17 protein-coding genes are annotated in these 20,492 nt (G+C 74.3%); 6 read left to right on the forward strand and 11 right to left on the reverse strand.

All coding sequences use genetic code 11. From position 1 onward, the window contains the following. Positions 1-35 precede the first annotated feature (35 nt). The 4 genes from ACZ6Z8_RS23810 to ACZ6Z8_RS23825 all read left to right on the forward strand — a co-directional run bounded on the left by ACZ6Z8_RS23810 (position 36) and on the right by ACZ6Z8_RS23825 (position 5,089). A complete protein-coding gene (locus ACZ6Z8_RS23810; protein WP_465612082.1) occupies positions 36-845 on the forward strand; it encodes a DeoR/GlpR family DNA-binding transcription regulator in 810 nt (269 codons plus the stop codon). 265 nt (positions 846-1,110) lie between these two features. After that, positions 1,111-1,674, forward strand: coding sequence for a hypothetical protein (locus ACZ6Z8_RS23815; protein WP_465612083.1), 564 nt, complete (start codon positions 1,111-1,113; stop codon positions 1,672-1,674). A gap of 184 nt (positions 1,675-1,858) precedes the next feature. Beyond that, complete coding sequence (locus ACZ6Z8_RS23820) at positions 1,859-3,358, forward strand: S53 family peptidase (protein WP_465612084.1); 1,500 nt, start codon at positions 1,859-1,861, stop codon at positions 3,356-3,358. 240 nt (positions 3,359-3,598) lie between these two features. Next, complete coding sequence (locus ACZ6Z8_RS23825) at positions 3,599-5,089, forward strand: extracellular catalytic domain type 1 short-chain-length polyhydroxyalkanoate depolymerase (RefSeq protein ID WP_465612085.1); 1,491 nt, start codon at positions 3,599-3,601, stop codon at positions 5,087-5,089. 101 nt (positions 5,090-5,190) lie between these two features. Here the strand turns inward: ACZ6Z8_RS23825 and lysA are convergent, their stop codons facing one another. Together lysA and ACZ6Z8_RS23835 are read right to left on the reverse strand one after the other, a co-directional pair. Further along, a complete protein-coding gene (lysA, locus tag ACZ6Z8_RS23830) occupies positions 5,191-6,570 on the reverse strand; it encodes a diaminopimelate decarboxylase (protein ID WP_465612086.1) in 1,380 nt (459 codons plus the stop codon). A 17-nt stretch (positions 6,571-6,587) separates the two neighbouring features. Further along, positions 6,588-6,788, reverse strand: a complete 201-nt coding sequence (locus ACZ6Z8_RS23835) for a hypothetical protein (protein ID WP_465612087.1) — start codon at positions 6,786-6,788, stop codon at positions 6,588-6,590. Positions 6,789-7,115: 327 nt separating this feature from the next. Here ACZ6Z8_RS23835 and ACZ6Z8_RS23840 point away from each other — a divergent pair, with 327 nt between their 5' ends. Then, positions 7,116-7,637 (forward strand): universal stress protein, encoded by a 522-nt coding sequence (locus ACZ6Z8_RS23840; RefSeq protein WP_465612088.1) that lies wholly within the window; start codon positions 7,116-7,118, stop codon positions 7,635-7,637. 7 nt (positions 7,638-7,644) lie between these two features. On the opposite strand, the gene ACZ6Z8_RS23845 is transcribed toward ACZ6Z8_RS23840, so the two are convergent. Beyond that, positions 7,645-8,793 (reverse strand): alpha/beta hydrolase, encoded by a 1,149-nt coding sequence (locus ACZ6Z8_RS23845; protein ID WP_465612089.1) that lies wholly within the window; start codon positions 8,791-8,793, stop codon positions 7,645-7,647. Positions 8,794-8,850: 57 nt separating this feature from the next. After that, a complete protein-coding gene (locus tag ACZ6Z8_RS23850; protein ID WP_465612090.1) occupies positions 8,851-9,015 on the reverse strand; it encodes a hypothetical protein in 165 nt (54 codons plus the stop codon). Between the two features lie 272 nt (positions 9,016-9,287). On the opposite strand from ACZ6Z8_RS23850, the gene ACZ6Z8_RS23855 reads away from it, so the two are divergent. Next, entirely contained in the window at positions 9,288-9,746 is a 459-nt protein-coding gene (locus tag ACZ6Z8_RS23855) for a hypothetical protein (protein ID WP_465612091.1), read from the forward strand. Between the two features lie 66 nt (positions 9,747-9,812). Here ACZ6Z8_RS23855 and ACZ6Z8_RS23860 read toward each other — a convergent pair whose 3' ends face one another. The 7 genes from ACZ6Z8_RS23860 to ACZ6Z8_RS23890 form a co-directional block, all read right to left on the reverse strand. Beyond that, complete coding sequence (locus ACZ6Z8_RS23860) at positions 9,813-11,825, reverse strand: Ig domain-containing protein (protein ID WP_465612092.1); 2,013 nt, start codon at positions 11,823-11,825, stop codon at positions 9,813-9,815. A gap of 257 nt (positions 11,826-12,082) precedes the next feature. Then, positions 12,083-12,700 (reverse strand): hypothetical protein, encoded by a 618-nt coding sequence (locus tag ACZ6Z8_RS23865; protein WP_465612093.1) that lies wholly within the window; start codon positions 12,698-12,700, stop codon positions 12,083-12,085. A 132-nt stretch (positions 12,701-12,832) separates the two neighbouring features. Beyond that, entirely contained in the window at positions 12,833-14,164 is a 1,332-nt protein-coding gene (locus ACZ6Z8_RS23870; RefSeq protein WP_465612094.1) for a nitrate/nitrite transporter, read from the reverse strand. Next, complete coding sequence (nirD, locus tag ACZ6Z8_RS23875; RefSeq protein ID WP_465612095.1) at positions 14,161-14,520, reverse strand: nitrite reductase small subunit NirD; 360 nt, start codon at positions 14,518-14,520, stop codon at positions 14,161-14,163. The genes ACZ6Z8_RS23870 and nirD overlap by 4 nt, the downstream gene beginning before the upstream one ends. Further along, the gene (gene nirB / locus ACZ6Z8_RS23880) at positions 14,517-17,108 is read right to left on the reverse strand and encodes a nitrite reductase large subunit NirB (protein ID WP_465612096.1); all 2,592 of its coding nucleotides are present in this window, start codon (positions 17,106-17,108) and stop codon (positions 14,517-14,519) included. Before nirB ends, nirD begins: the two co-directional genes overlap by 4 nt. After that, positions 17,105-18,307 carry an NAD(P)/FAD-dependent oxidoreductase gene (locus ACZ6Z8_RS23885; protein ID WP_465612097.1) on the reverse strand — a complete coding sequence of 401 codons (1,203 nt, stop codon included), beginning with the start codon at positions 18,305-18,307 and terminating at the stop codon, positions 17,105-17,107. Before ACZ6Z8_RS23885 ends, nirB begins: the two co-directional genes overlap by 4 nt. Beyond that, positions 18,304-20,454, reverse strand: a complete 2,151-nt coding sequence (locus tag ACZ6Z8_RS23890) for a molybdopterin oxidoreductase family protein (protein ID WP_465612098.1) — start codon at positions 20,452-20,454, stop codon at positions 18,304-18,306. Before ACZ6Z8_RS23890 ends, ACZ6Z8_RS23885 begins: the two co-directional genes overlap by 4 nt. Between the last annotated feature and the right edge of the window lie 38 nt (positions 20,455-20,492).

Raw genomic sequence — 20,492 nt, forward strand, 5'->3', positions numbered from 1 at the left:
ATGGTTGGTGGTGGAAAGCGATCGAAGGGGGTCCGATGACCGACAGCGCCCTGCCCCTCGCCGGGCAGCGCCGGATGCTGATCCTGGAGCAGGTCCGCGCCCGCGGCGGGGTGCGGGTGACCGAGCTGGTCCGGGACCTCGGCGTGTCCGACATGACGGTCCGCCGCGACCTGGACGCGCTCGCCCGCCGCGGACTGGTCCGGAAGGTCCACGGCGGCGCGGTGCGGATCGAGGCGCCGGCCAGTCGCGAGCCCGGGTTCGAGGCCAAGGCCGGCTGGGAGCAGCCCGCCAAGGAGGCGATCGCCCGCGCGGCGGCCGCGCTGGTGCCGCCGGGATCGGCGGTCGGACTGGCGGGCGGCACGACCACGTACGCGGTCGCCCGGCAGCTGCGCGGGGTCGAGGGCCTGACCGTGGTCACCAACTCGCTGCGGATCGCCGACCTCCTCGAACAGCCCGCCGCGGACGGCACGCCCACCACCGCGACGGTGATCCGCACCGGGGGCGTCCGGACGCCCTCGGACGCGCTGGTGGGGCCGGTGGCCGACCAGGCGATCCGGTCGCTGCACGTCAACGTGCTGCTCCTGGGCTGCCACGGCCTGTCCGCCGAAGCCGGCCTGACCACCCCGAACCTGGCCGAGGCCGAGACCAACCGCGGCTTCATCCGCTCCGCCCGCCGGGTCGTCGTGGTGGCCGACCACACCAAGTGGGACGCGGTCGGACTGGCCTCCTTCGCGACGCTGGACGAACTGGACGTCCTGGTCACGGACGACGCGCTGCCCGCGGAGCAGCGGGCGGCGGCCGCCCGCCAGGTCGGCGAGCTGATCATCGCACCGGCCGCCGACTGAGAACCGGCCGCGGTTTGAACGTTCAAACCCACAAAACAGCCCACAACCCAACAGGTTCACCCGAGCGGGAGCCGGCAAACGCCCGCCCTCCCCACCCCGCCAACCCCTCCGCCGCCCAACACCCGCCTCCGCAACCGTTCCGTTGTCACCGGACGGCGAGCCCGGCCGGCGACACCGGCTCCGCCCCGGCACCGGACAATCGGGCGGTTGGACAAGTGCGGTCCACGGTCTTCCCGAGGAGGCGCGCGAACGGCAGGGTGAAGCCGTGATCCTCTCTTTCGCGCATGACGACGTGCAGGGCTCGGTGGCGGTGACCGTGGAACAGGTGGCCGACCCCACCGCGATCGGCAAGCACCCCTCGGCCGCCGGCTTCCCGAGCTGCACCGCCGTGGTGGACTATCCCGGCGAGGGTTATCGGGCCCTCTTCGGCTGGGTCCAGCTGGTGCGGTCCACCGACAACTCCTCGGCCGGGGCCGGCTTCGACATGGATCCGCTGTGCCTCTTCGAGGACTCCCCGTCGCCGTACGCCTTCTTCGGTGTCAGGCCCACCCTGTTCGACGCGCCGTCCCGCGCGGAACGGGACCCCCTGCACTGGACGGCCCACAGCTTCCTCGCCCGGACGCCACTGGACGACGGCGAGCGGCGGGTCCGCCCGCTGCTCGGGTTCTCCTGGGGGTTCGGCATCGACACGGACGGCCGCATCACGCTGCAGCCCGTCCGGGAGTTGTCGGCAGCGGACTGGGACGCGCATCTGCCGTTCCTCGGCGCTTCCCACCCTGGCTGGGCCTTCGACGGATGGAGCTCCTCCCCGAGCGAGGACATGCCGTAGGTCAGAGATCGTTCTGAATTCCTGACGAGCCATTGAGGCAGGGCTGGCCCCGCGCCTACACTCGCCCGGCCGTGACCTTGTGTCCCGGAGCCCCCTCGCGTACCCGGTGTCGCACGATCCGGTCCGGGTACCGGCCTTTGTCCCCCAACCAACCCTCGTGGAGGACCACTTGAAGGCTCCAAGCATGCGCCGAACATTCCTGGCAGGGGTGAGCAGCCTGGCCCTCGCGGCCTCCGGCGCGCTCGCCGTGCCGGCGGTCACCAGTGCCGTCGCCGCCGTCGGCTACCCGGTGGTGCACCCCGCGGTGGCCGACTACAGCCAGGTGTCGACGGGTACCACTCCCCCCACCCCGGCGCAGTGCGCGTCGGCGGGCCGCCGGTGCTTCAGCCCGCAGGGCATCCGGGCCGCCTACAACCTGGGCCCGCTGTACGCGGACGGCTTCGACGGCCGGGGCCAGACGATCGCGATCTTCGACTCGTACGGCAGCGACACCATGGCGCACGACCTGCACGTCTTCGACCAGGCCTTCGGCGTCGACGCGATGTGCGGCGAGGAGGGCGTGACCTGCCGGCCGGGCATGCCGACCTTCAGCGAACTGCACGTCCAGGGCGACCCTGGCACCACCGCGCCGCCGTCCACCAGCCAGGGCACCGGCCAGGAGAGCAAGGCCGCCTGGGCGCTGGAGGTCGCGCTCGACGTCGAGACCGCGCACGCCATGGCCCCCGGCGCCAACATCCTGCTGGTCAGCACCCCGACCGCCGAGACGCTGGGCGTCCAGGGCCTGCCCGCCCTGATGAACGCCGAGCAGTACGTGGTCGACCACCACCTGGCGAACGTCATCTCCCAGTCCTTCGCGTCCGCCGAGGGCGCGTTCGCCAGCAGCCAGTCGATCGAGCCGCTGCGGAACGCCTTCAAGTCGGCCGCGCTGAACGGCGTCACGGTGCTCGGCTCCAGCGGTGACAACGGCACGGCCGGCTCCGTGAAGACCCCGGTGAAGTCCGGCGGCTCCACCCTCCCGTACCCGTCCGTGGAGTGGCCCGCCTCCGACCCGCTGGTGACCGCCGTCGGCGGCACCTTCCTGTGCACCGACCCCGGCGCGACCGGCGGCCGGACCACGGACAGCACCGACAACCCGGCCGCCTGCCGGGCCAACGCCGGTGCGGCCGAGGTGGGTTGGAGCGGCTCGGGCGGCGGGTTCAGCCAGGTCTTCGACAGGCCCGCCTACCAGTCGGCGCTGCCCGCCGGCTCCACCGCGATCGGCACCAAGCGTGCCGTCCCCGACGTGGCCCTGCAGGCCTCCCCCGGCACCGGCGCGCTGGTCTACCTGTCCCTGCCGCCGGACGGCTCCTCCGGTCTCAAGTGCGGTAGCACGCCGTGCAGCACGGGCTGGTACGACATCGGCGGAACGTCGCTGTCCTGCCCGCAGTGGGCCGGCCTGGTCTCGATCGCGGACCAGATCAACGGCGGCGGCCTCGGCCAGATCAACCCGGCCCTGTACAAGCTGGCCGCCGACCCGGCCAAGTACGCGGCCGACTTCAACGACGTGACCCTCGGCAACAACACCACCGACCCCACGGTGCCCGGCTACTCGGCCACCACCGGCTGGGACCCGGTCACCGGCCTGGGCACGCCCGACGCGGCGAAGCTGCTGCCCGACCTGGTCGGCGCCGCCCACGCGGGCTGAGCCCGGACTCCTGAGGACGTCGCCCCGCCGAGCCGCTGCCCGGCGGGGCGACGTCGTACCCGGAGGGCGGACCGCGACGGTGGCGGTGCGGCACATGCCGGGGAGACCGAGCGTGGAGGTCCGGTCCATGTCCCCGGCCCCTCCGGGCGCTTCATGCTTCACGGCACGGTCTCCGTCCCCCACCCACCTTGGAGCCCCGCCATGGACCGACCCGTCCGAAGGCCGCGCAGGCGCAGCCCGATGGCCCGCGCCCTTCTCGCCCTCGTTCTCGGCCTCCCCGCCGCCCTCGTCGCCACCCGGGCCCCGGCCTCAGCCGCCCCCACCGCCCCCACCGCCAGCGCCAGCGCCACCGCCGCCTCCCCCGCCGCGGCGACCAGCGGCACCTACCAGCAGGTGAGCGACTTCGGCCCGAACCCCGGCAATCTCGCGATGTACACCTACGTCCCGGCCGGCCTGCCGACCGGAGCACCGCTGGTGGTCGCCCTGCACGGCTGCGGCCAGAGCGCGAACGACTACTACGCCGACTCCGGCTGGCCCAAGTACGCGGACGCGTACCGCTTCGCCGTGGTCCTCCCGCAGACCGGTTCGAGCAACAACCCGCTGTCCTGCTTCAGTTGGTTCGACGCGACCAGGGACACCCGCGGCCAGGGCGAGGCCGCGTCCGTCGTGCAGATGGTGAACAGGGCCGAGTCGCTCTACGGCTCCGACCCCCGCCGGGTGTTCGTGACCGGCCTGTCCGCGGGCGGCGGCCTGACCGCCGACCTGCTGGCCGACTACCCCGACGTGTTCGCCGGTGGCGCCGTCGACTCGGGCCTCCCGGCCCAGTGCGCCACCACCCAGGCCGCCGCGTCCGGCTGTCAGAACGGCAGCCAGAACCTCACCCCGGCCCAGTGGGGCGACAAGGTCCGCAGCTCCGATCCGGGGTACGCCGGCCCGTGGCCGCGGGTGGCGATCTGGCAGGGCACCGCCGACTACACCGTCCGTCCGGTCAACGGCACCGAGCTGCGCGACCAGTGGACCGACGTCTGGGGCATCGGCCAGACCCCGTCCGCGACCCGGAGCCTGCCCGGCGGCACCACCCTGACGACGTACGACGACGCCAGCGGCAACCCGGCCGTCGAGCTGTACTCCGTCTCCGGCATGGGCCACGGCCTGGCCGTCGCCCCGGGCTCGGGCCCCGACCAGTGCGGCACGGCGGGCGCCTACTTCCTGGACACCGTCTGCTCCAGCTACTACACCGCCCTGTTCTGGGGCCTCGCCACTCCGGTGAGCGGCAGCGGGCTCCCGGCGCCGAGCGGGCTCACCGTCACCGGCACCACGGCCGACTCGGTCTCGCTCTCCTGGAACCCCGTCGACGGCGCGGCCTCGTACCAGGTCTACCGGGGCGGCACGAAGGTCGGCTCCGTCACCGGCACCACCTACACCGACACCGGCCTGACCGCCGGCACCCCGTACGGCTACACCGTCGCCGCCGTCGACTCCTCCGGCACCGTCGGCGCCCGGTCGGCAACGGTACGGGCCACCACCGCCGGCGGCAGCCCGGCGCCGGCCTGCTACACCACCGACAACTACCACCAGACCCTGGCCGGGCGCGCCCACCGGAGCGGCGGCTACACGTACGCCAACGGCTCCGGCCAGAACATGGGCCTGTGGAACCTGCTGATCGCCCACACCCTGGAGGAGACCTCGCCCGGCTACTTCGTGATCGCCGACGCGGGCTGCCCGGCGTGAGCGCGTCCTCCGCATGAGACAGCGCTGCGCGAGAAGTCGGACCGGCCGACTTCTCGCGCGGCGCCCGGCGTCCTCGCGCGGCCCCTCGCGTTCTCCCGGCGTCAGCGTCCGACTTCGCGCAGGCGGAAGTCCTCCACCGTCTCCCGGCGGATCAGCAGGCGGGCGCGGCCGTCGCGCACCGCCGCCACCGCCGGACGGCCGACCAGGTTGTAGCCGGAGGCCATGGACAGCTGGTAGGCGCCGGCGGCCGGTACGGCCAGCAGGTCGCCGGGGCGCAGGTCGGCGGGCAGCACGGCGTCCCGGACCAGCACGTCCCCGGCCTCGCAGTGGCGGCCGACCACGTCGACCCGCATCGCGCCCGCGTCCGACCGGCGGCCCACCAGCCGCACGCCGTACTCCGCCCCGTACAGGGCCGGCCGCGGGTTGTCGCTCATCCCGCCGTCCACGGCGGCGAAGCAGTGGCCGTCGGCGCCGTGCTTGACGGACAGCACCCGGTAGACCGCCACGCCGGCCGGTCCGGCGATCGCGCGGCCGGGCTCGACGATCAGGCGCGGCACTTCCAGGCCCGCCTCGGCGCAGCGCACCGCCAGGCGGTCCGTCACCCGGACGGCGAACTCGGCGAGGTCCAACTCCTCGTCCCCGGGCAGATAGCGGATCCCGTGCCCGCCGCCGAGGTCCAGCTCGGGCAGGTCGAGGCCGTGCCGCTCGCGCACCTGGGCGAGCAGCCCCACCAGCGCGTCCACCGCCCGCAGGTAGGGCTCCAGGTCGGTGATCTGCGAGCCCAAGTGACAGTGCAGACCGGCCAGTTCGAGCCCGGGCTGGCCGAGCACCCGGGCGATCGCGTCCGCCGCGTCGCCGCCCTCGATCGGGAAGCCGAACTTCTGCCCGCCGACCCCGGTCCGCACCGCCGCGTGGTGCCCGGCGGCGATCCCGGGGACGACCCGGACCAGCACCTTCTGCGGGGTGTCGGCCGCCACCAGCGCCGCCAGCCGGGCGATCTCGGCGGGGCCGTCGATCACGATCCGCCCGACCCGCAGCCGGCGCGCCAGCCGCAGCTCCTCCGGGGACTTGGCGTTGCCGTGCAGCAGGATCCGCTGCGCCGGGAAGCCCGCCGAGACCGCCAGCCAGAGTTCGCCGGAGGAGCAGACGTCCAGGCCGAGCCCCTCCTCCGCGACCCAGTCGGCCATCGCGCTGCACAGGAAGGCCTTGGCCGCGTAGAGCACCTCGGCGTGCGGCAGCGCCTGCCGGTAGGCCCGCGCCCGGTTGCGCACCTCGCCCTCGTCCAGCACGTACAGCGGGGTGCCGAACCGCTCGGCCGCCTCGGCCAGCCCCACCCCGCCGACCAGCAGGTCGGCTCCCGGGCCGGGCCGCGCCGAGGCCGGCCAGGGACCGCCGAGCGCGTCGGCGGGGGCGGCGGCGGGGGCGGTGGCGTCGGTGCCGGCGGGGGCGGCGGCGTCAGAAGGCGCGATGAGCTGGGTCATGGTGGCACTCCTCCGGGTCAGTCTTCGAACTGCATCGCGATGCGGCAGCTCGCCGCACGGCCACGGTCGTGGGCAGGAGCGGGAGCGGGAGCGAGGGCGAGGGTGGAGGCCGGCTCCACGGTCCGTACCGTGGCCTCCGGCTGCCCGGTCGGACGGTGCTCGACGAGCCGGACGACCCGGCGTAGCGGAGGTTCGACGGCGAGGGCGGTGTCGTTCATGGCGGGGTCCCTTCGGACGGTGGGCCGAGCGGCCCGGACTCCTCCAGTGGAAACCCTCCGCTCACCGAGCGCACCCGCCCTTGACACAGGCCGTACGCCCCGGCCGCCGTCCTTGACGTCCTCCTGACACGCCCCGGAACGGCCGTTCGAGCCGATCATCCACGGTGTCAGGGGGCCGTCAAGAAGCGTGTGACCGGCGTCATGGTGGTGTCAGCGTCGGTACGGACGCGGTGGTTCCGCGGTTCACTGGAGGCATCCGAAGCAAGGAGCACCCGACCGGCAGAACTCGACCGGAGAGAGCTACCGGAGAGACGGAGGCGAACGGCCATGACCGGGACCACCACCGCGAGCATCACCGGGGAGAACAGCGGAACCGCCCGGGTGATCGTCGGTCTGAGCGGATCACTGAGCAGCCTGGCCGCCCTCTACCACTCCGTCGGCGAGGCGGCCCGGCAGGCGGCCGTGCTGGTGCCCGTCGCCGCCTGGACGCCGAACGACCGGGACGGGCTGCGCCCGCTGTCCGAGCTGGAGCACGCCGCCCGCCGGCGCCTGGACATCGCCTTCGACCAGGCCTACGGCGGCTACCCGACCGGCCTGGTCATCCGCCCGCTGGTGGTGAACTCCGAGCCGGGGCCCGCCCTGGTCGCCGCCGTCACCGGCCCGGACGACCTGCTCGTCCTCGGCGCCGCCACCCGGCGCGGCTTCGACCGGCTGCGCGGTACGTCGGTGGCCCGGTACTGCCGGCACCGGGCGAACTGCCGGGTGGTCGAGGTCTCGCCGTCGGCCCTGCTGACCCGGCTGGAGCTGCCCGCCCGCACGGGGGCACCGCTGCCGTTGCTGGCCCGGTAGGCGGAGGTCACGCCGGGTCCGGCAGGTGTGCGCTGAGCCAGCCGAGCGAGGGCGGGATCAGCCGGTCCCAGGTGGTGAAGTTGTGGCCGCCGGTGTCCACCGTCGCCTGGGCCACCACCAGCGGCGGCCGGGCCTTCGCCGCGAAGGCGGAGGACTCGGCGTACGTGCTGCCGTCCTGCTTGCTGTCGGCGAGCAGCACGGCGAGCGCGGGCATCGGGAGGTGGGCCAGGCGCCAGTTCAGGTCGGCCTCGTTCCGGCGCTGCTGGCTGCCGCCGAAGAGGTCGCCGGTGGTCACGTCCTCCGCGGCCCTGAAGTAGCCGGAGAGCGAGACCGCGGCCGGGAAGGTGCCCGGGTGCACCATGCCGAGTTTGACGGCGCAGTAGCCGCCGGTGGAGTCGCCCATGAGGCCGAGGCTGCCCGCTCCGCCCAGCACCCGGTAGGTGGCGCGCAGGTCGGCGGGTACGTCGGTGGTGAAGTAGCTCTGCGCCTGGGGGCCGTGCGGGACGTCCTCGCACTCGCTGTCCCGGGGCATGCTCGGCGAGGGCCGCATCAGGACCAGGACGGTCGGCTTCATCGTGCCCTTGCGCAGCAGGTCGAGTTCGGTGGCCGGGTAGCGCAGCTTGGTGACCAGGTTGGTGGCGTCCCCGGGGAAGCCGGTCATCACCAGGACGGCCGGGAAGTGCCTGCCCTCGTTGCCGGGCTGGAAGTACTGCGGCGGCAGGTAGACGTAACCGTCGGTGCTCAGCCCGGTGGTGGGGCCGGGCAGCCGGACCTTGTCGAGCCGGCCGATCCGCGCCGGGTCCCGGCTGACCGATCCGGCGCCGGTGATCTCGGCCGTGCCGAGCACCTGCACCCCGGGCGGTCCGCTGGTCGGCCCGGGGCTCCCGGGAGCCGGGCCGGCCCCCTGGATGACGCCGGCGCTGTGCTCGCGCCCGAGCAGGTCGGACCAGCTGCTGTAGAAGACGAAGTAGTCGTTGACGGCGAGCCCGAGCACCGCGAGCAGCGAGAGCTGGGTGACGGCGATGGTGCCGAGCCGCAGGAACACCGCCGGCCAGCTGCGGACGGCGAGCTTCGGCCAGACCCAGAGCGTGCCGAGCACCGTGAACACGGCGAGCAGCGCCGTCAGCGCCAGCAGCTTGTGACTGGTGAGTCCCATCGGTTCCGGCCTCCCCTACCACTGTGGACCACCGGCCGGGGAAGGGACTCATCTCACTCACGGTAGCCGCCGCCGTTCGGCCAGCGCCTGCCGCATCTGGAGGTACGTCCCTCCGCCGAGCCAGGCGTCGCCGGGCCGCCGGGCGCCGCCGAGGCGGGCGTCCGAGTGGCTCCGGGCACCGTTCGCACCGCCCGGGTGCTGTTGATCCTCCGGGACGTCCATGGGGCCGAACCCTCCGCATGCCAACTTCGACACGGGTGTCGAAGTTGACATGACCGAGTTATGCTGTCGGCGGCCCCGAAGGTGGAATTCGGCCCCCGTTAACAGAACTCCCGCACTTGGTTGAGTTTTTGACGGTACGTCAACCTGGTGCACGAGCCTTCACCGTCCGGCCCGTCCCAGCGTGCCCCTGTCCGCCCGCCGCCGTTGTACGGAAGGTGAGTCGCCGCGCCCGCCCCCGCCCCCCGGCACCCCCGCCGAGGAAGAGGTTTCCCATGACGACGTCCCGGCTCTTCCCTCGCCCCGGCCGGGCGGCGGTGCTGCTCACCGCGCTCGGCCTGCTCGTCCTGGAGGAGATCGCCCTCGGCCTCGCCGAGGAGGAGGACCGCCCGGTCATCGGCGGCGCCCTGATCGGCGTCTCCTGTTCCGGTCTCCTGGTCGTCGGGGCGGTCCTGTTCGGCAGATGGCTCGACGCCCGCCGCCCGCTCCCGCTGCCACCGCCCGGCCCGAACGGGCGCGAGTACAGCGCCCGAGCCCTGGAGGGCTTCCCGATGGAGGCCGTCCGCCCGCTGCTGCTCGCCGAACACGCGCCGCAGCTGGGGCAGTTGTACTCGGCCTGGATGCTCGCCAGGACCGGCCGCCCGGCCGCCTGGATCGCCCGTCGGCTCGATCTCCCGCTCGACGCCGTCCAACTGCTGGTCGAAGCGGCCCGGTTGAACGCCGACACCCGGTAGCGGGTGGAACGGCTCCGGCCCCGGAACCGCGACGCGCGGTTCCGGGGCCGGAGTTCGGGTGCCGGGTCAGCTCTCGCGGGCCGAGGCGTCGTCGATCAGGAACGCGGTGCCCGGAGTCGTCCCGGTCTCGTGCGAGACCAGCTTGAGGCCGATGGTGGTCCCCCAGCCGACCTGCCCGATGAACGGGGAGAGGTCCACCGACTGGTACTGGTAACCGCCGGTGGCGTTCTGGCTGGACCAGGTCCGCACCGTGCCGAGCGGCTGCCCGGTGTACTGGTCGATCGCCACCAGCGACAGCGTGTCGGGCGCGGCGGCCGAGGTGTTGGTCGACTCGGTGTCGAGCCAGAAGGAGAAGGTCGCCCGCCCGTAGCCCGGGTAGGTGTTCAGGTAGGTGGTGATGGAGTCGTCCGTCCCGGTGTTCTGGCCGAGCCAGGCGTACCAGGAGCCGGAGTGCGGCGCGTGCAGGCTGGACGGGGTGATGACGTTGTACCCCGACGGGCCCCAGGAGTCCGTCATCACCGTGTGGTTGACGTCCGCCGAGCCGTTCTCGAAGCCGGGGTCGATGAGCTGCTCGATCCCGCCGCAGCCCGTTCCGCCGCCCGCGCCGACGCTCTCCCAGAAGCCGGTGGACGCCGACCTGCCCGCCGGGTCCGTCGCCGTCACGTTGATCCGCTGATAGCCGTTGGTCGCGGCCGCCGTGCCGGAGATCACCCCACTCCTCGCGTCGATCGACAGCCCCTGCGGCAGCCCGGTGGCACTGTAGCTGAGGGCCGAACCGGTGCTGGAGACGCCCACCGCGGGGATCGACAACGGCTGCCCGGCCTTGTCGGTCCGGTCGCACATCGTGCTCACCGACACCGGCGGGTCGGCCACCACCGGGTCGGAGGCCATGCACAGGTGGTCGGCGTTGGACCACAGGGTCTGCAGCGGGAAGCTGCCTGTCGCCAGGTCCTCGAAGAACAGCCCGCCGTTGGACCCCTTGGGGATCCAGGCGCACTTGTCGCCGATCTCCTGGCCGGTGGCGTCCGTCCAGCCGCCGGGGGTGTTCGGGTCGCTCACCGTCTCCGCGTACTCGTGGCCGCCGATGATGCCGTAGCCGTCCAGCCGGCCCCTCGGGGTGTTCTCACCGAACCAGTTGGTGCCGCAGCCGGCCACGTCCGTCAGGTACGGCATGTTGGTGTAGGCGAGCTGGCCGTACGGCGAGCGCTGGAAGTCGTGCCAGGCGCAGTAGCCCAGCTCCTTCCACTTGTCCGGGTCGGTGCCCTGCGGCGAGTCGATGACGTACTGGACGTTGCGGTTCTGCGCCTCGGTCAGGTTGCCGAAGTGCTTGGCGGCGGCCAGCGCCTCGGCGCCGAGCTGCGGCTCGGTCGCGGCCTGCGGGGCGGGGGCGCCGTTGTCCACCCAGACGCCCGCGAGCACGCTGCCCTGCCGCGGGTACGGGATGTGCGCGGACCCGGCCGGGCACTGGACGGAACCGGCGGCTATGCCCTCGCAGTACTGGGTCAGGACGGCGCTCCAGCCGTCGCCGGAGCTGCCGAGGCCCTTGAAGAAGTCCTGCTGGTAGGGGGCGGCCTGGTCCGGGTCGCCGGTCACCACGGTGTCGCCGGAGGCGTTGGTGGAGGCGGTGCCCCACTGGGAGCCCCAGAGCACCAGGTAGACCTTGGGCGCGCCGATCACCACGCCGGTCGACTCCTGGCCGCCCTTGTAGGTGACCTGGAGGTCGTACTGGTTCGCGACGTTGCCGTCGCCGTCCTTGCCGCCGGTGCCCGGGTCGGCGCCGTCCACCAGCTGGGGCGTCTTCTTGACACCGCCGTTCGCGGCACCGCCGTTCGCGGTGGTGACCGGACCGGTCCTGGCCGCCGCGGCCCGGCGCGGGCCGGACTTCTGCGGGGCCGCGGCGGCGCCCTTCGGCGTGCCCGGCTGGACCGCGACGGTCGTCGTCCGCGGCGCGTGGGAGTCGGCCGTCGCGGACAGCGGACTGCTGAGCGCGGCGCCGGCCAGGGCCGCGGAGAGCGCCACCAGCGCGGTGCGCGGGGCGCGTCGTCCGGGCGGGGAGGTGCGGGATCGGAATCTGAACACGGGTCGGGTTCCGTCTCTCGTGACATGGGGGAAGGGTGCACGGATTGCGGTACGCGTACGGAGCTGACAGCTCGTCAACCGGATGCGGCGGGGGATGGGAACCGGATCTCGCCCGGACCGCTGTGCAATGCGCCATATGATATTTCACTGACTGGCGCACACAAGCCCCAACCACGCGCGGGGGCGCGGATTTTAACCGCGCCTTACCGGAGCCGACCGCGCCTTGACCCGACCGGGCCTTGACGCTCCCTCCGCCGTCAGACCCGCCGGCCGGCGTTCGCCTGCGCCACCAGGAACGGCACCAGCCCGCGCTCCGCGAGCGCCGACCGCCAGGCCTCCCGGGCCCGCACCAACTCTCCCGGCCCGTCCGCCTCCCCCTCGGCCGGCCCCTCCCGTCGGGCCGCCGCCCCCAACAGGCCCACCCCGCCCACCAGTAGCGACACCGCGCCCACCCCGGCCGCCATCCAGCCCGCCTCCACCAGCGAGTGCCCCAGCACCCCCATGTCCTCCGCCAGCCCCAGCAGGTACCCGAGCAGCAGGAGCACGACCGCCGCCGCCACCGCGACGATCGGCACGATGACCCCCAGCACGCCCCACCAGCCCGACACCCGCCCCCGCACCGGTTCGTCCACCGGCAGCCGGGCCTCCGCGTCGGCGTCCGCCCGCAGCAGCGCGTACCGCTCGTACTCCGGCGCCGCCGCGGCCAGCACGTACTCCGCGTTCTCCCGCGCCGTCCGCCGCAGCCGCTCCACTCCCCGCAGCTCGTCCCCGCCGTCCCGCAGCGCCTCCCGCACCTGCGGGGCCGCCAGCGCCCTGCCCAGTTCCGTCTCGAAGTCGGCCCGGTCCTGCTGCGGCAGTCGAAGCGGCCTGTCCATGCTGTTCCCCCGTCGTGCCGTCCACCTTGTTCTACAGAACTGTAGAACAAGCGGCAGGACGGAAACAGCCCTGCTCATCTGTGGAATCGCGGGAAGCCGCGGCGGCCCGGCCGGGTGGCCGGGCCGCTCGCCTCAGCGCCGCCGGAGCCAGACCGTCCAGGTCAGGACCGAGCACAGCACGTAGGCCGCCAGGAAGGCCAGGTAGGCGGTGTCACCGTTGTGACTGGCCTGGAAGGACTGGCGGAAGGCCAGGTTCACCAGGACGCCGCCGAAGGCGCCGATCGCGCCCGCCAGGCCGATCAGGGCCGACGTCCGGCGGCGGGAGTCGGCCTCGGCCGCCGCCGGGTCGGCCCCGGCGGCGATCGCCCGCTGGGCGACGGCCTGGTAGTGGGCCGGGATCATCTTGTAGGTGGAGCCGTTGCCGAGGCCGCTGAGCACGAAGAGCGCGACGAACCCGCCGAGGAACAGCGGCAGCGAACCCGCCCGGGAGGCCGTCAGCACCACCGCGGTACCGGCGCCCATCGCGGCGAAGGTCGCCAGCGTCACCTTGGCGCCGCCGTACCGGTCGGCGAGCCGGCCGCCCACCGGGCGCAGCAGGGAGCCGAGCAGCGGGCCGAGGAAGGTGAGGGCGGCGGCCTTGACCGGGGTGTCGAAGCGGTCGTGGAACTGCACCTGCAGCACCTGCCCGAAGGCGAAGCCGAAGCCGATGAAGGAGCCGAAGGTGCCGATGTAGAGGGTGGACACCGCCCAGCCGTACGGGTCGCGGGCGACCTCGCGCAGCGCCCGGTCCTTGCCGCTGGTGGCCACCGGGAGGTTGTCCATCCGCCACCAGGCCCCGGCCGCGGCGAGCACGATCAGCGGCAGGTAGACCAGCGGCAGCAGCCGGGGGTGGGCGGCGCCCGCGGTGGCCAGCACCAGCAGGCCGAGGAGCTGGACGGCCGGGACGCCGAGGTTGCCGCCGCCCGCGTTGACGCCCAGCGCCCAGCCCTTGAGCCGGTGCGGGTAGAAGGCGTTGATGTTGGCCATCGAGGAGGCGAAGTTGCCGCCGCCGACCCCGGCCGCGCAGGCCACCGCGAGCAGGGTGCCGTACCGGACGCCGGGTTCCAGCACCACCGCGGCGAGCGCGGTCGGCACCAGCAGCAGCAGGGCGCTGATCACCGTCCAGGTGCGGCCGCCGAAGCGGGCGACGGCGAAGGTGTACGGCAGCCGCAGCAGGGCGCCGAGCGCGGTCGGCAGGGCGGTGAGGGTGAACTTGCCCGCGGTGTCGATGTGGTACTCGGGGCCGAGGAAGAGCACCAGTACCGACCACAGGCTCCACACCGAGAAGCCGATGTGCTCGGAGAGGACGGAGAGGACCAGGTTGCGCCGGGCGATCCGGGCCCCCTCGCGGGCCCAGAACTCCTCGTCCTCGGGGTCCCAGACGGCCGGCGGAGCGGGTCTTCCCGTTTCCAGGACGGCCGTCACGCCGCCGCCTCCGCGTCGAGGGCCCGGACCGGCCAGCGGCGCAGTACGGCGGGGGCGCCGTCGGGGGCGGTGTCCTCGTCCAGGCAGCGCCCGTCGGTGAGGTCGTACACCTGCTTGTACATCGGCGAGATGAGGGTCGGCCGGTCGCCGCGGCTGCCGAGCAGGCCGCGGGAGAGGACGGGGGCGCCGCTGAACGGGTCGAGGTTGTCGACGGCGTACAGCTGTCCGGAGCTGTCGCGGAACAGCGCGACCTGCTCCGCCTCGGCGAGCAGCACCGCCACGCCGCGGCCGGGCTGGAGGTCGGTGAGGGCGCAGACGGTCTGCCAGCGGGCGCCGTCGTGGATCTGTACGGTCACGGGGTGAGCACCTCCGGTCGGGCCCCGGCGACCAGCACCGGGGAGTTGAGGGTGTGGCCGGCCTCGCCGGGGCGGGCGGGGCGGATCTGGCCGCGTTCGGGGACGAAGGTCACGGCGGGGTCGGGGGTTCCGGGCGCGTTGACGAAGGAGGCGAAGCGGCGCATCCGGTCGGGGTCGGCCAGGGTCTCGGCCCATTCGTCGCGGTAGCAAGTGATGTGACGTTCCATCAGTTCGTCCAGTTCGGCGGCGATGCCGAGCGAGTCGTCGAGGACGACGGCCCGCAGGTGGTCGAGCCCGCCCTCCAGCCGCTCCAGCCAGACCGAGGTGCGCTCCAGCCGGTCGGCGGTGCGGATGTAGAACATCAGGTAGCGGTCGATGGTGCGGATGAGGGTGTCGCGGTCGAGGTCGGCGGCCAGCAGGTCGGCATGCCGCGGGGTCATGCCGCCGTTGCCGCCGACGTAGAGGTTCCAGCCGGCCGAGGTGGCGATGACGCCGAAGTCCTTGCTCTGCGCCTCGGCGCACTCGCGGGCGCAGCCGGAGACGGCGGCCTTGAGCTTGTGCGGGGAGCGCAACCCCCGGTAGCGCAGTTCGAGTTCGATGGCGAGGGTGGTGGAGTCCTGGACGCCGAAGCGGCACCAGGTCTCGCCGACGCAGGACTTCACGGTGCGCAGCGACTTGCCGTAGGCGTGCCCGGACTCGAACCCGGCGTCGACCAACTTTCGCCAGATCACCGGGAGTTGGTCGACGGTGGCGCCGAACATGTCGATCCGCTGGCCGCCGGTGATCTTGGTGTAGAGGCCGTGGTCGCGGGCGATCTCGCCGATGGTGATCAGCCCCTCGGGGGTGATCTCGCCGCCGGGCACCCGGGGGACCACCGAGTAGGAGCCGTTGCGCTGGAGGTTGGCGAGGAAGTGGTCGTTGGAGTCCTGGAGGGCGCCCTGTTCGCCGTCCAGGATGTGGCCGTTGCCGAGGCTGGCCAGGATGGAGGCGACGGTCGGCTTGCAGATCTCGCAGCCCTCGCCGCCGGTGCCGTGCTCGGCGAGCAGTTCGGAGAAGCTCGCCAGGCCCGTCACCCGGACGATCTCGTACAACTCGGCGCGGCTGTGGGCGAAGTGCTCGCACAGGCCCTGGACGGTGGAGACCCCGGCGGCCTCCAGCTCCTCGGTGACGACGGTGCCGAGCTGCTTGAGGCAGCTGCCGCAGCCGGTGCCGGCCCGGGTGCACTTCTTGACGGCGGCGACGCTGTCGGCACCCTGCTCCCGGACGGCGGCCCGGACGGCGCCCTGGGTGACGTTGTGGCAGGAGCAGAGCACCGCCTCGTCGGGCAGCGCGACCGGCCCGCCGGCCCCCGCGAACCCGGCCGGCAGCACCAGCTGTTCGGGCGCGACGGTCAGCGGCTTCCCGGCGACGGCCAGCGGGCGCAGCGCGCCGTAGCCCTCGGTGTCGCCGACCAGGACGCCGCCGAGCAGCACGCCGTCGGCACCGATCACCAGCTTGCGGTAGACGCCGCTGCGGCTGTCGCTGTAGAGCACGTCGAGCGCTCCCTCGGCGCTGCCGTGCGGGTCGCCGAAGCTGGCGACGTCGACGCCGAGCAGTTTGAGCTTGGTGGAGGTGTCGGCGCCCGTGAACCCCTGGCCCTGCTGCTCCGCGATGGTGCGGGCGGCCGTCTCGGCCATCTGGTAGCCGGGGGCGACCAGCCCGTAGACCCGTCCGTCGGCGGCCTGGGCGCACTCGCCGATGGCCAGCACCGCCGGGTCCTCGGTGCGGCAGTGGGCGTCGACCACGATGCCGCCGCGCTCGCCGACCGGGAGTCCGCAGTCCCGGGCGAGCTGGTCGCGGGCGCGCACCCCGGCGGAGAAGACCACCAGGTCGGCGGGCAGCTCCCGGCCGTCGGACAGCGCGAGGCCGCGGACCCGGCCGTCCGGGCCGGTGAGCACGCCGCTGGCACCGGCGCCGGTGTGGACGGTGACGCCGAGCGCCTCGATCTTGCGGCGCAGCGCGGCGCCGCCGCCCTCGTCCACCTGGACGGCCATCAGCCGGGGCGCGAACTCGACCACGTGGGTGGCCAGGCCCCCGGCCCGCAGGGCGCCGGCCGCCTCCAGGCCGAGCAGTCCGCCGCCGACCACCACGCCGGTGCCGGCGGTGGCGGCCCCGGCGCGGATGGCGTCGACGTCCTCGATGGTGCGGTAGACGTGGCAGCCGGGCGCGTCCGTCCCGGGCACCGGGGGCACGAAGGGCACCGAGCCGGTGGCCAGCACCAGGACGTCGTAGCGGACCCCGGCACCGGACCGGGTGGTGACGGTCCGCCCGGCCCGGTCGATCGCGCTGACCGGGTCGCCCAGGCGCAGGTCGATGCCGTGCTCGGCGAGGAAGCCGGACGGGCAGAGCGTGAGGTCCTCCGGCGTGCTGCCGGAGAACAGCGAGCTGAGGTGGACCCGGTCGTAGGCGGGCCGGGGCTCCTCGGCGAGCACGGTGACCCGCCAGCCGCGGGCGGCCGGCTGCTCGCTCCAGGCCTCCAGGAAGCGCTGGCCCACCATGCCGTGGCCGACCAGGACGAGGTCGCGGACCGTGCGGTCGTCTGCGGTCATCGAGGGACTCCTTGGGTGAGCAGGTGCAGGGGGTGGCCGGCGAGGGCGCCGCCGTCGGCGAAGGCGCCGGCCAGCGCGTCCACGGTGGCCAGGTCGCCGAGCAGGATGGCGCCGACCAGCCGGTCGCCGCGCAGGACGAGCTTCTTGTAGCTGCCGCGGGTGGCGTCGGTGAGCCGCAGTACGTCGAGTCCGGGGTCGAGGGTCTCGTCGACGGTGCCGAAGGCCGCGTACTCCAGGTCGCCGGTGCTGAGCCGGGCGCGCGGGCTGGTGCCGGGGTAGCGGGCGTCTGGTTCGGCCCCGGAGAGGCGGCGGGCCAGGACGTCGGCCTGTTCCCAGGCGGGGCCGGCCAGGCCGTGGACGGTGCCGCGGTGCTCGGCGCAGTCGCCGATGGCGGCGACGTGCGGGGCGGCGGCCAGCCGGTCGTCCACCAGGATCCCGGTGTTGACGGGCAGCCCGGCCGTGTGGGCGAGCGCGGTGCGCGGGCGGGTGCCGCAGGCGAGGACGACCAGGTCGCAGTCGAGCCGGTAGCCGCCGGCCAGCTCCACGGATCCGACCCTGCCGCCGCCGTGCACGGCCCGGGCGCGGTTGCCGGTGTAGCAGTCGACGCCCAGTGCCCGGAGGCGTTCGCGCAGCACGGCGGCCGCCTCCGGGTCGAGCTGGCGCTCGATCAGGTGCGGCGCCTGGTGGACGATCTCGGTGCGGACACCGAGCGCCGCCAGCGCCCGGGCGGCGCTCACGCCGAGCACCCCGCCGCCGATCACCACCGCCCGCTTCGCCCCGACGGCCTCCTCGGCGAGCCGGGCGCAGTCCTCCAGGGTGCGCAGCGTGTGCACGCCCTCGGCCAGCCCGTACCCGTCGGGCCGGCGCAGCCCGCGCACCGGCGGGAGCACCGGGTTGGCGCCGGTGGCGAGCACCAGCTCGTCCCAGGCCTCCACGGTGCCGTCGGCCAGCCCCAGGGTGCGGGCCGCCACGTCGAGGGCGACGACCTCGCAGCCGGGCCGGGCCGAGGCCCCGCCGAGCGGCAGGGCGATCGACTCGGCGTCGTAGCGGCCGGTCAGCACCTCGGCGAGCAGCACCCGGTTGTACGGGGCGCGCGGCTCCGCGCCGTACACGGTCACCGCACCGGCCCCGCCGAGGGCGGCGTACCGCTCGGCGAAGCGCGCGGCCGCCATGCCGCCGCCGACCACGGCGATCCTCATGTCGTCACCTCCAGGTGGGCGCGCTCCACCCGGACGGCGCAGAGCTTGAACTCCGGCATCCGGGAGACCGGGTCGAGCGCCGGGTTGGTGAGGCTGTTGGCGCGGCCCGCGCCCGCCCAGTGGAAGGGCATGAACACGGTGTCCGGCCGGATGGCGTCGCTGATCCGTGCCGGGGCGACGGCCCGCCCGCGCCGGCTGGTGACCGCGAGCGGCTCGCCGTCCGCGATCCCGAGCCGCTCGGCCAGCCGCGGGTGCAGCTCGACGTACGGGCCGGGCGCGGCCGAGTTGAGCTCGGCGACCCGGCGGGTCTGGGCGCCGCTCTGGTACTGGGCGAGGACCCGGCCGGTGGTCAGGTACAGCGGGTACGCCTCGTCCGGCTCCTCGGCGGCCGGGCGGTGGGTGACCTCGGCGAAGCGGGCCCGGCCGTCCGGGGTGGCGAAGCGGTCCAGGAACAGCCGCGGGGTGCCGGGGTGGTCCTCGGACGGGCAGGGCCAGAACACCCCGTCCTCGGCGGCGATCCGCCGGTAGCTGATGCCCGCGTAGTCGGCGTCGCCGCCGGCCGAGGCGCGGCGCAGCTCGGCGAAGGCCTGCTCGGCCTCGACCGGGAAGCCCTCCGGCACGCCCAGCCGGGCGGCCAACTCGCGCAGCAGCCACAGCTCGCCGCGCACCCCCTCCGGCGGGTCGAGGGCGCGGCGGCGCAGGATCACCCGGCCCTCCAGGTTGGTGGTGGTTCCGTCCTCCTCGGCCCACTGGGTGACCGGCAGCACGACGTCGGCGAGCCGGGCGGTCTCGGAGAGGACCAGGTCGGCGACCACCAGCAGGTCCAGCGCGCGCAGCCGTTCGGTGACGTGCCCGGCGTCGGGCGCGGAGACCGCCGGGTTGGAGCCGGCCAGCAGCAGCGCCCGGACGCCGCCGGGCCGCCCGAGGCCGTCCAGCAGCTCGTACGCGGACCGGCCCGGGCCGGGGATCGACTCGGGGGCCACCCCCCAGACGGCGGCGACGTGGGCACGCGCCGCCGGGTCCTCGATCGAGCGGTAGCCGGGCAGCTGGTCGGCCTTCTGGCCGTGCTCGCGCCCGCCCTGGCCGTTGCCCTGGCCGGTCAGGCAGCCGTAACCGGCGTACGGGCGGCCCGCGTTGCCGGTGGCCAGGCACAGGTTGATCCAGGCGCCGACGGTGTCGGTGCCCTTGCTCTGCTGCTCGGGGCCGCGCGCGGTGAGCACCATGCCGGTGGCGGCCTCACCGAACATCCTTGCCGCCTGGCGGAGTCGGTGGACGGGCACGCCGGTGATCCGCTCCACCCGGTCCGGCCAGTGGGCCATCGCCGACGCGCGGGCCGCCTCGAAGCCGGTGGTCCGCGCGTCGACGAACTCGCGGTCCACCAGGCCGTCCGCGATCACCAGGTGGAGCAGGCCCAGGGCCAGCGCCAGGTCCCCGCCGGGGCGGGGCTGGAGGTGCAGGTCGGCCAGCTCGGCGGTCCGGGTGCGGCGCGGGTCGACCACGATCAACTTCCCGCCGTTGTCCCGCAGTTCTCGGAAGTAGCGGACGGCCGGCGGCATCGTCTCGGCCGGGTTGCCGCCGACCAGGATCAGACAGCCGGTGTGCGGTATGTCGGCCAGCGGGAACGGCAGGCCGCGGTCCAGGCCGAAGGCCCGGCGGTGCGCGGCGGCGGCCGAGGACATGCAGAACCGGCCGTTGTAGTCGATGTTGGCGGTGCCCAGCACGACCCGGGCGAACTTGCCCAGCAGGTAGGCCTTCTCGTTGGTCAGCCCGCCGCCGCCGAACACGCCCACCGCGTCCGCGCCGTGCTCGGCCCGGGTCCGGGCCAGTCCTGCGGCCACCCGGTCCAGCGCCTCCGGCCAGCTCGCCGAGCGCAGCGGGCCACCGGGCCGGTCCCGCAGCAGCGGACCGGTCAGCCGGGCGCTGCGGGCCAGCAGCGCGGGCGCCGTGCGGCCCTTGCCGCACAGCGCGCCCCGGTTCACCGGGAAGTCCGGGCGCTCCAGCACCTCGACGGGAGGAGCGTCGCCCTCCGGGGCCCCCGCGTCCGCCCGGGCCGGGGCGGGCGACAGCCGCATCCCGCACTGCAGCGAGCAGTACGGGCAGTGGGTGTCGGTGGCCGCGGCGAGGGCGGCGGGGCTGGTCGGCGTCATGCCGAGAAAGGTCGCCGTCCGCTGTTTCGCGGCCGCTT

Source organism: Kitasatospora sp. NPDC101108, from assembly GCF_055584725.1.

Excerpts from the sequence above, each read along its gene's own strand:
- ACZ6Z8_RS23820 (WP_465612084.1), top strand. The coding sequence starts at position 1,859 with ATGCGCCGAACATTCCTGGCAGGGGTGAGCAGCCTGGCCCTCGCGGCC.
- ACZ6Z8_RS23810 (WP_465612082.1), top strand. The coding sequence starts at position 36 with ATGACCGACAGCGCCCTGCCCCTCGCCGGGCAGCGCCGGATGCTGATC.
- ACZ6Z8_RS23845 (WP_465612089.1), bottom strand. The coding sequence starts at position 8,793 with ATGGGACTCACCAGTCACAAGCTGCTGGCGCTGACGGCGCTGCTCGCC.
- nirB (WP_465612096.1), bottom strand. The coding sequence starts at position 17,108 with ATGACCGCAGACGACCGCACGGTCCGCGACCTCGTCCTGGTCGGCCAC.
- ACZ6Z8_RS23885 (WP_465612097.1), bottom strand. The coding sequence starts at position 18,307 with ATGAGGATCGCCGTGGTCGGCGGCGGCATGGCGGCCGCGCGCTTCGCC.
- ACZ6Z8_RS23835 (WP_465612087.1), bottom strand. The coding sequence starts at position 6,788 with ATGAACGACACCGCCCTCGCCGTCGAACCTCCGCTACGCCGGGTCGTC.
- ACZ6Z8_RS23825 (WP_465612085.1), top strand. The coding sequence starts at position 3,599 with ATGGCCCGCGCCCTTCTCGCCCTCGTTCTCGGCCTCCCCGCCGCCCTC.
- ACZ6Z8_RS23890 (WP_465612098.1), bottom strand. The coding sequence starts at position 20,454 with ATGACGCCGACCAGCCCCGCCGCCCTCGCCGCGGCCACCGACACCCAC.
- ACZ6Z8_RS23865 (WP_465612093.1), bottom strand. The coding sequence starts at position 12,700 with ATGGACAGGCCGCTTCGACTGCCGCAGCAGGACCGGGCCGACTTCGAG.
- ACZ6Z8_RS23855 (WP_465612091.1), top strand. The coding sequence starts at position 9,288 with ATGACGACGTCCCGGCTCTTCCCTCGCCCCGGCCGGGCGGCGGTGCTG.
- lysA (WP_465612086.1), bottom strand. The coding sequence starts at position 6,570 with ATGACCCAGCTCATCGCGCCTTCTGACGCCGCCGCCCCCGCCGGCACC.
- ACZ6Z8_RS23840 (WP_465612088.1), top strand. The coding sequence starts at position 7,116 with ATGACCGGGACCACCACCGCGAGCATCACCGGGGAGAACAGCGGAACC.
- ACZ6Z8_RS23850 (WP_465612090.1), bottom strand. The coding sequence starts at position 9,015 with ATGGACGTCCCGGAGGATCAACAGCACCCGGGCGGTGCGAACGGTGCC.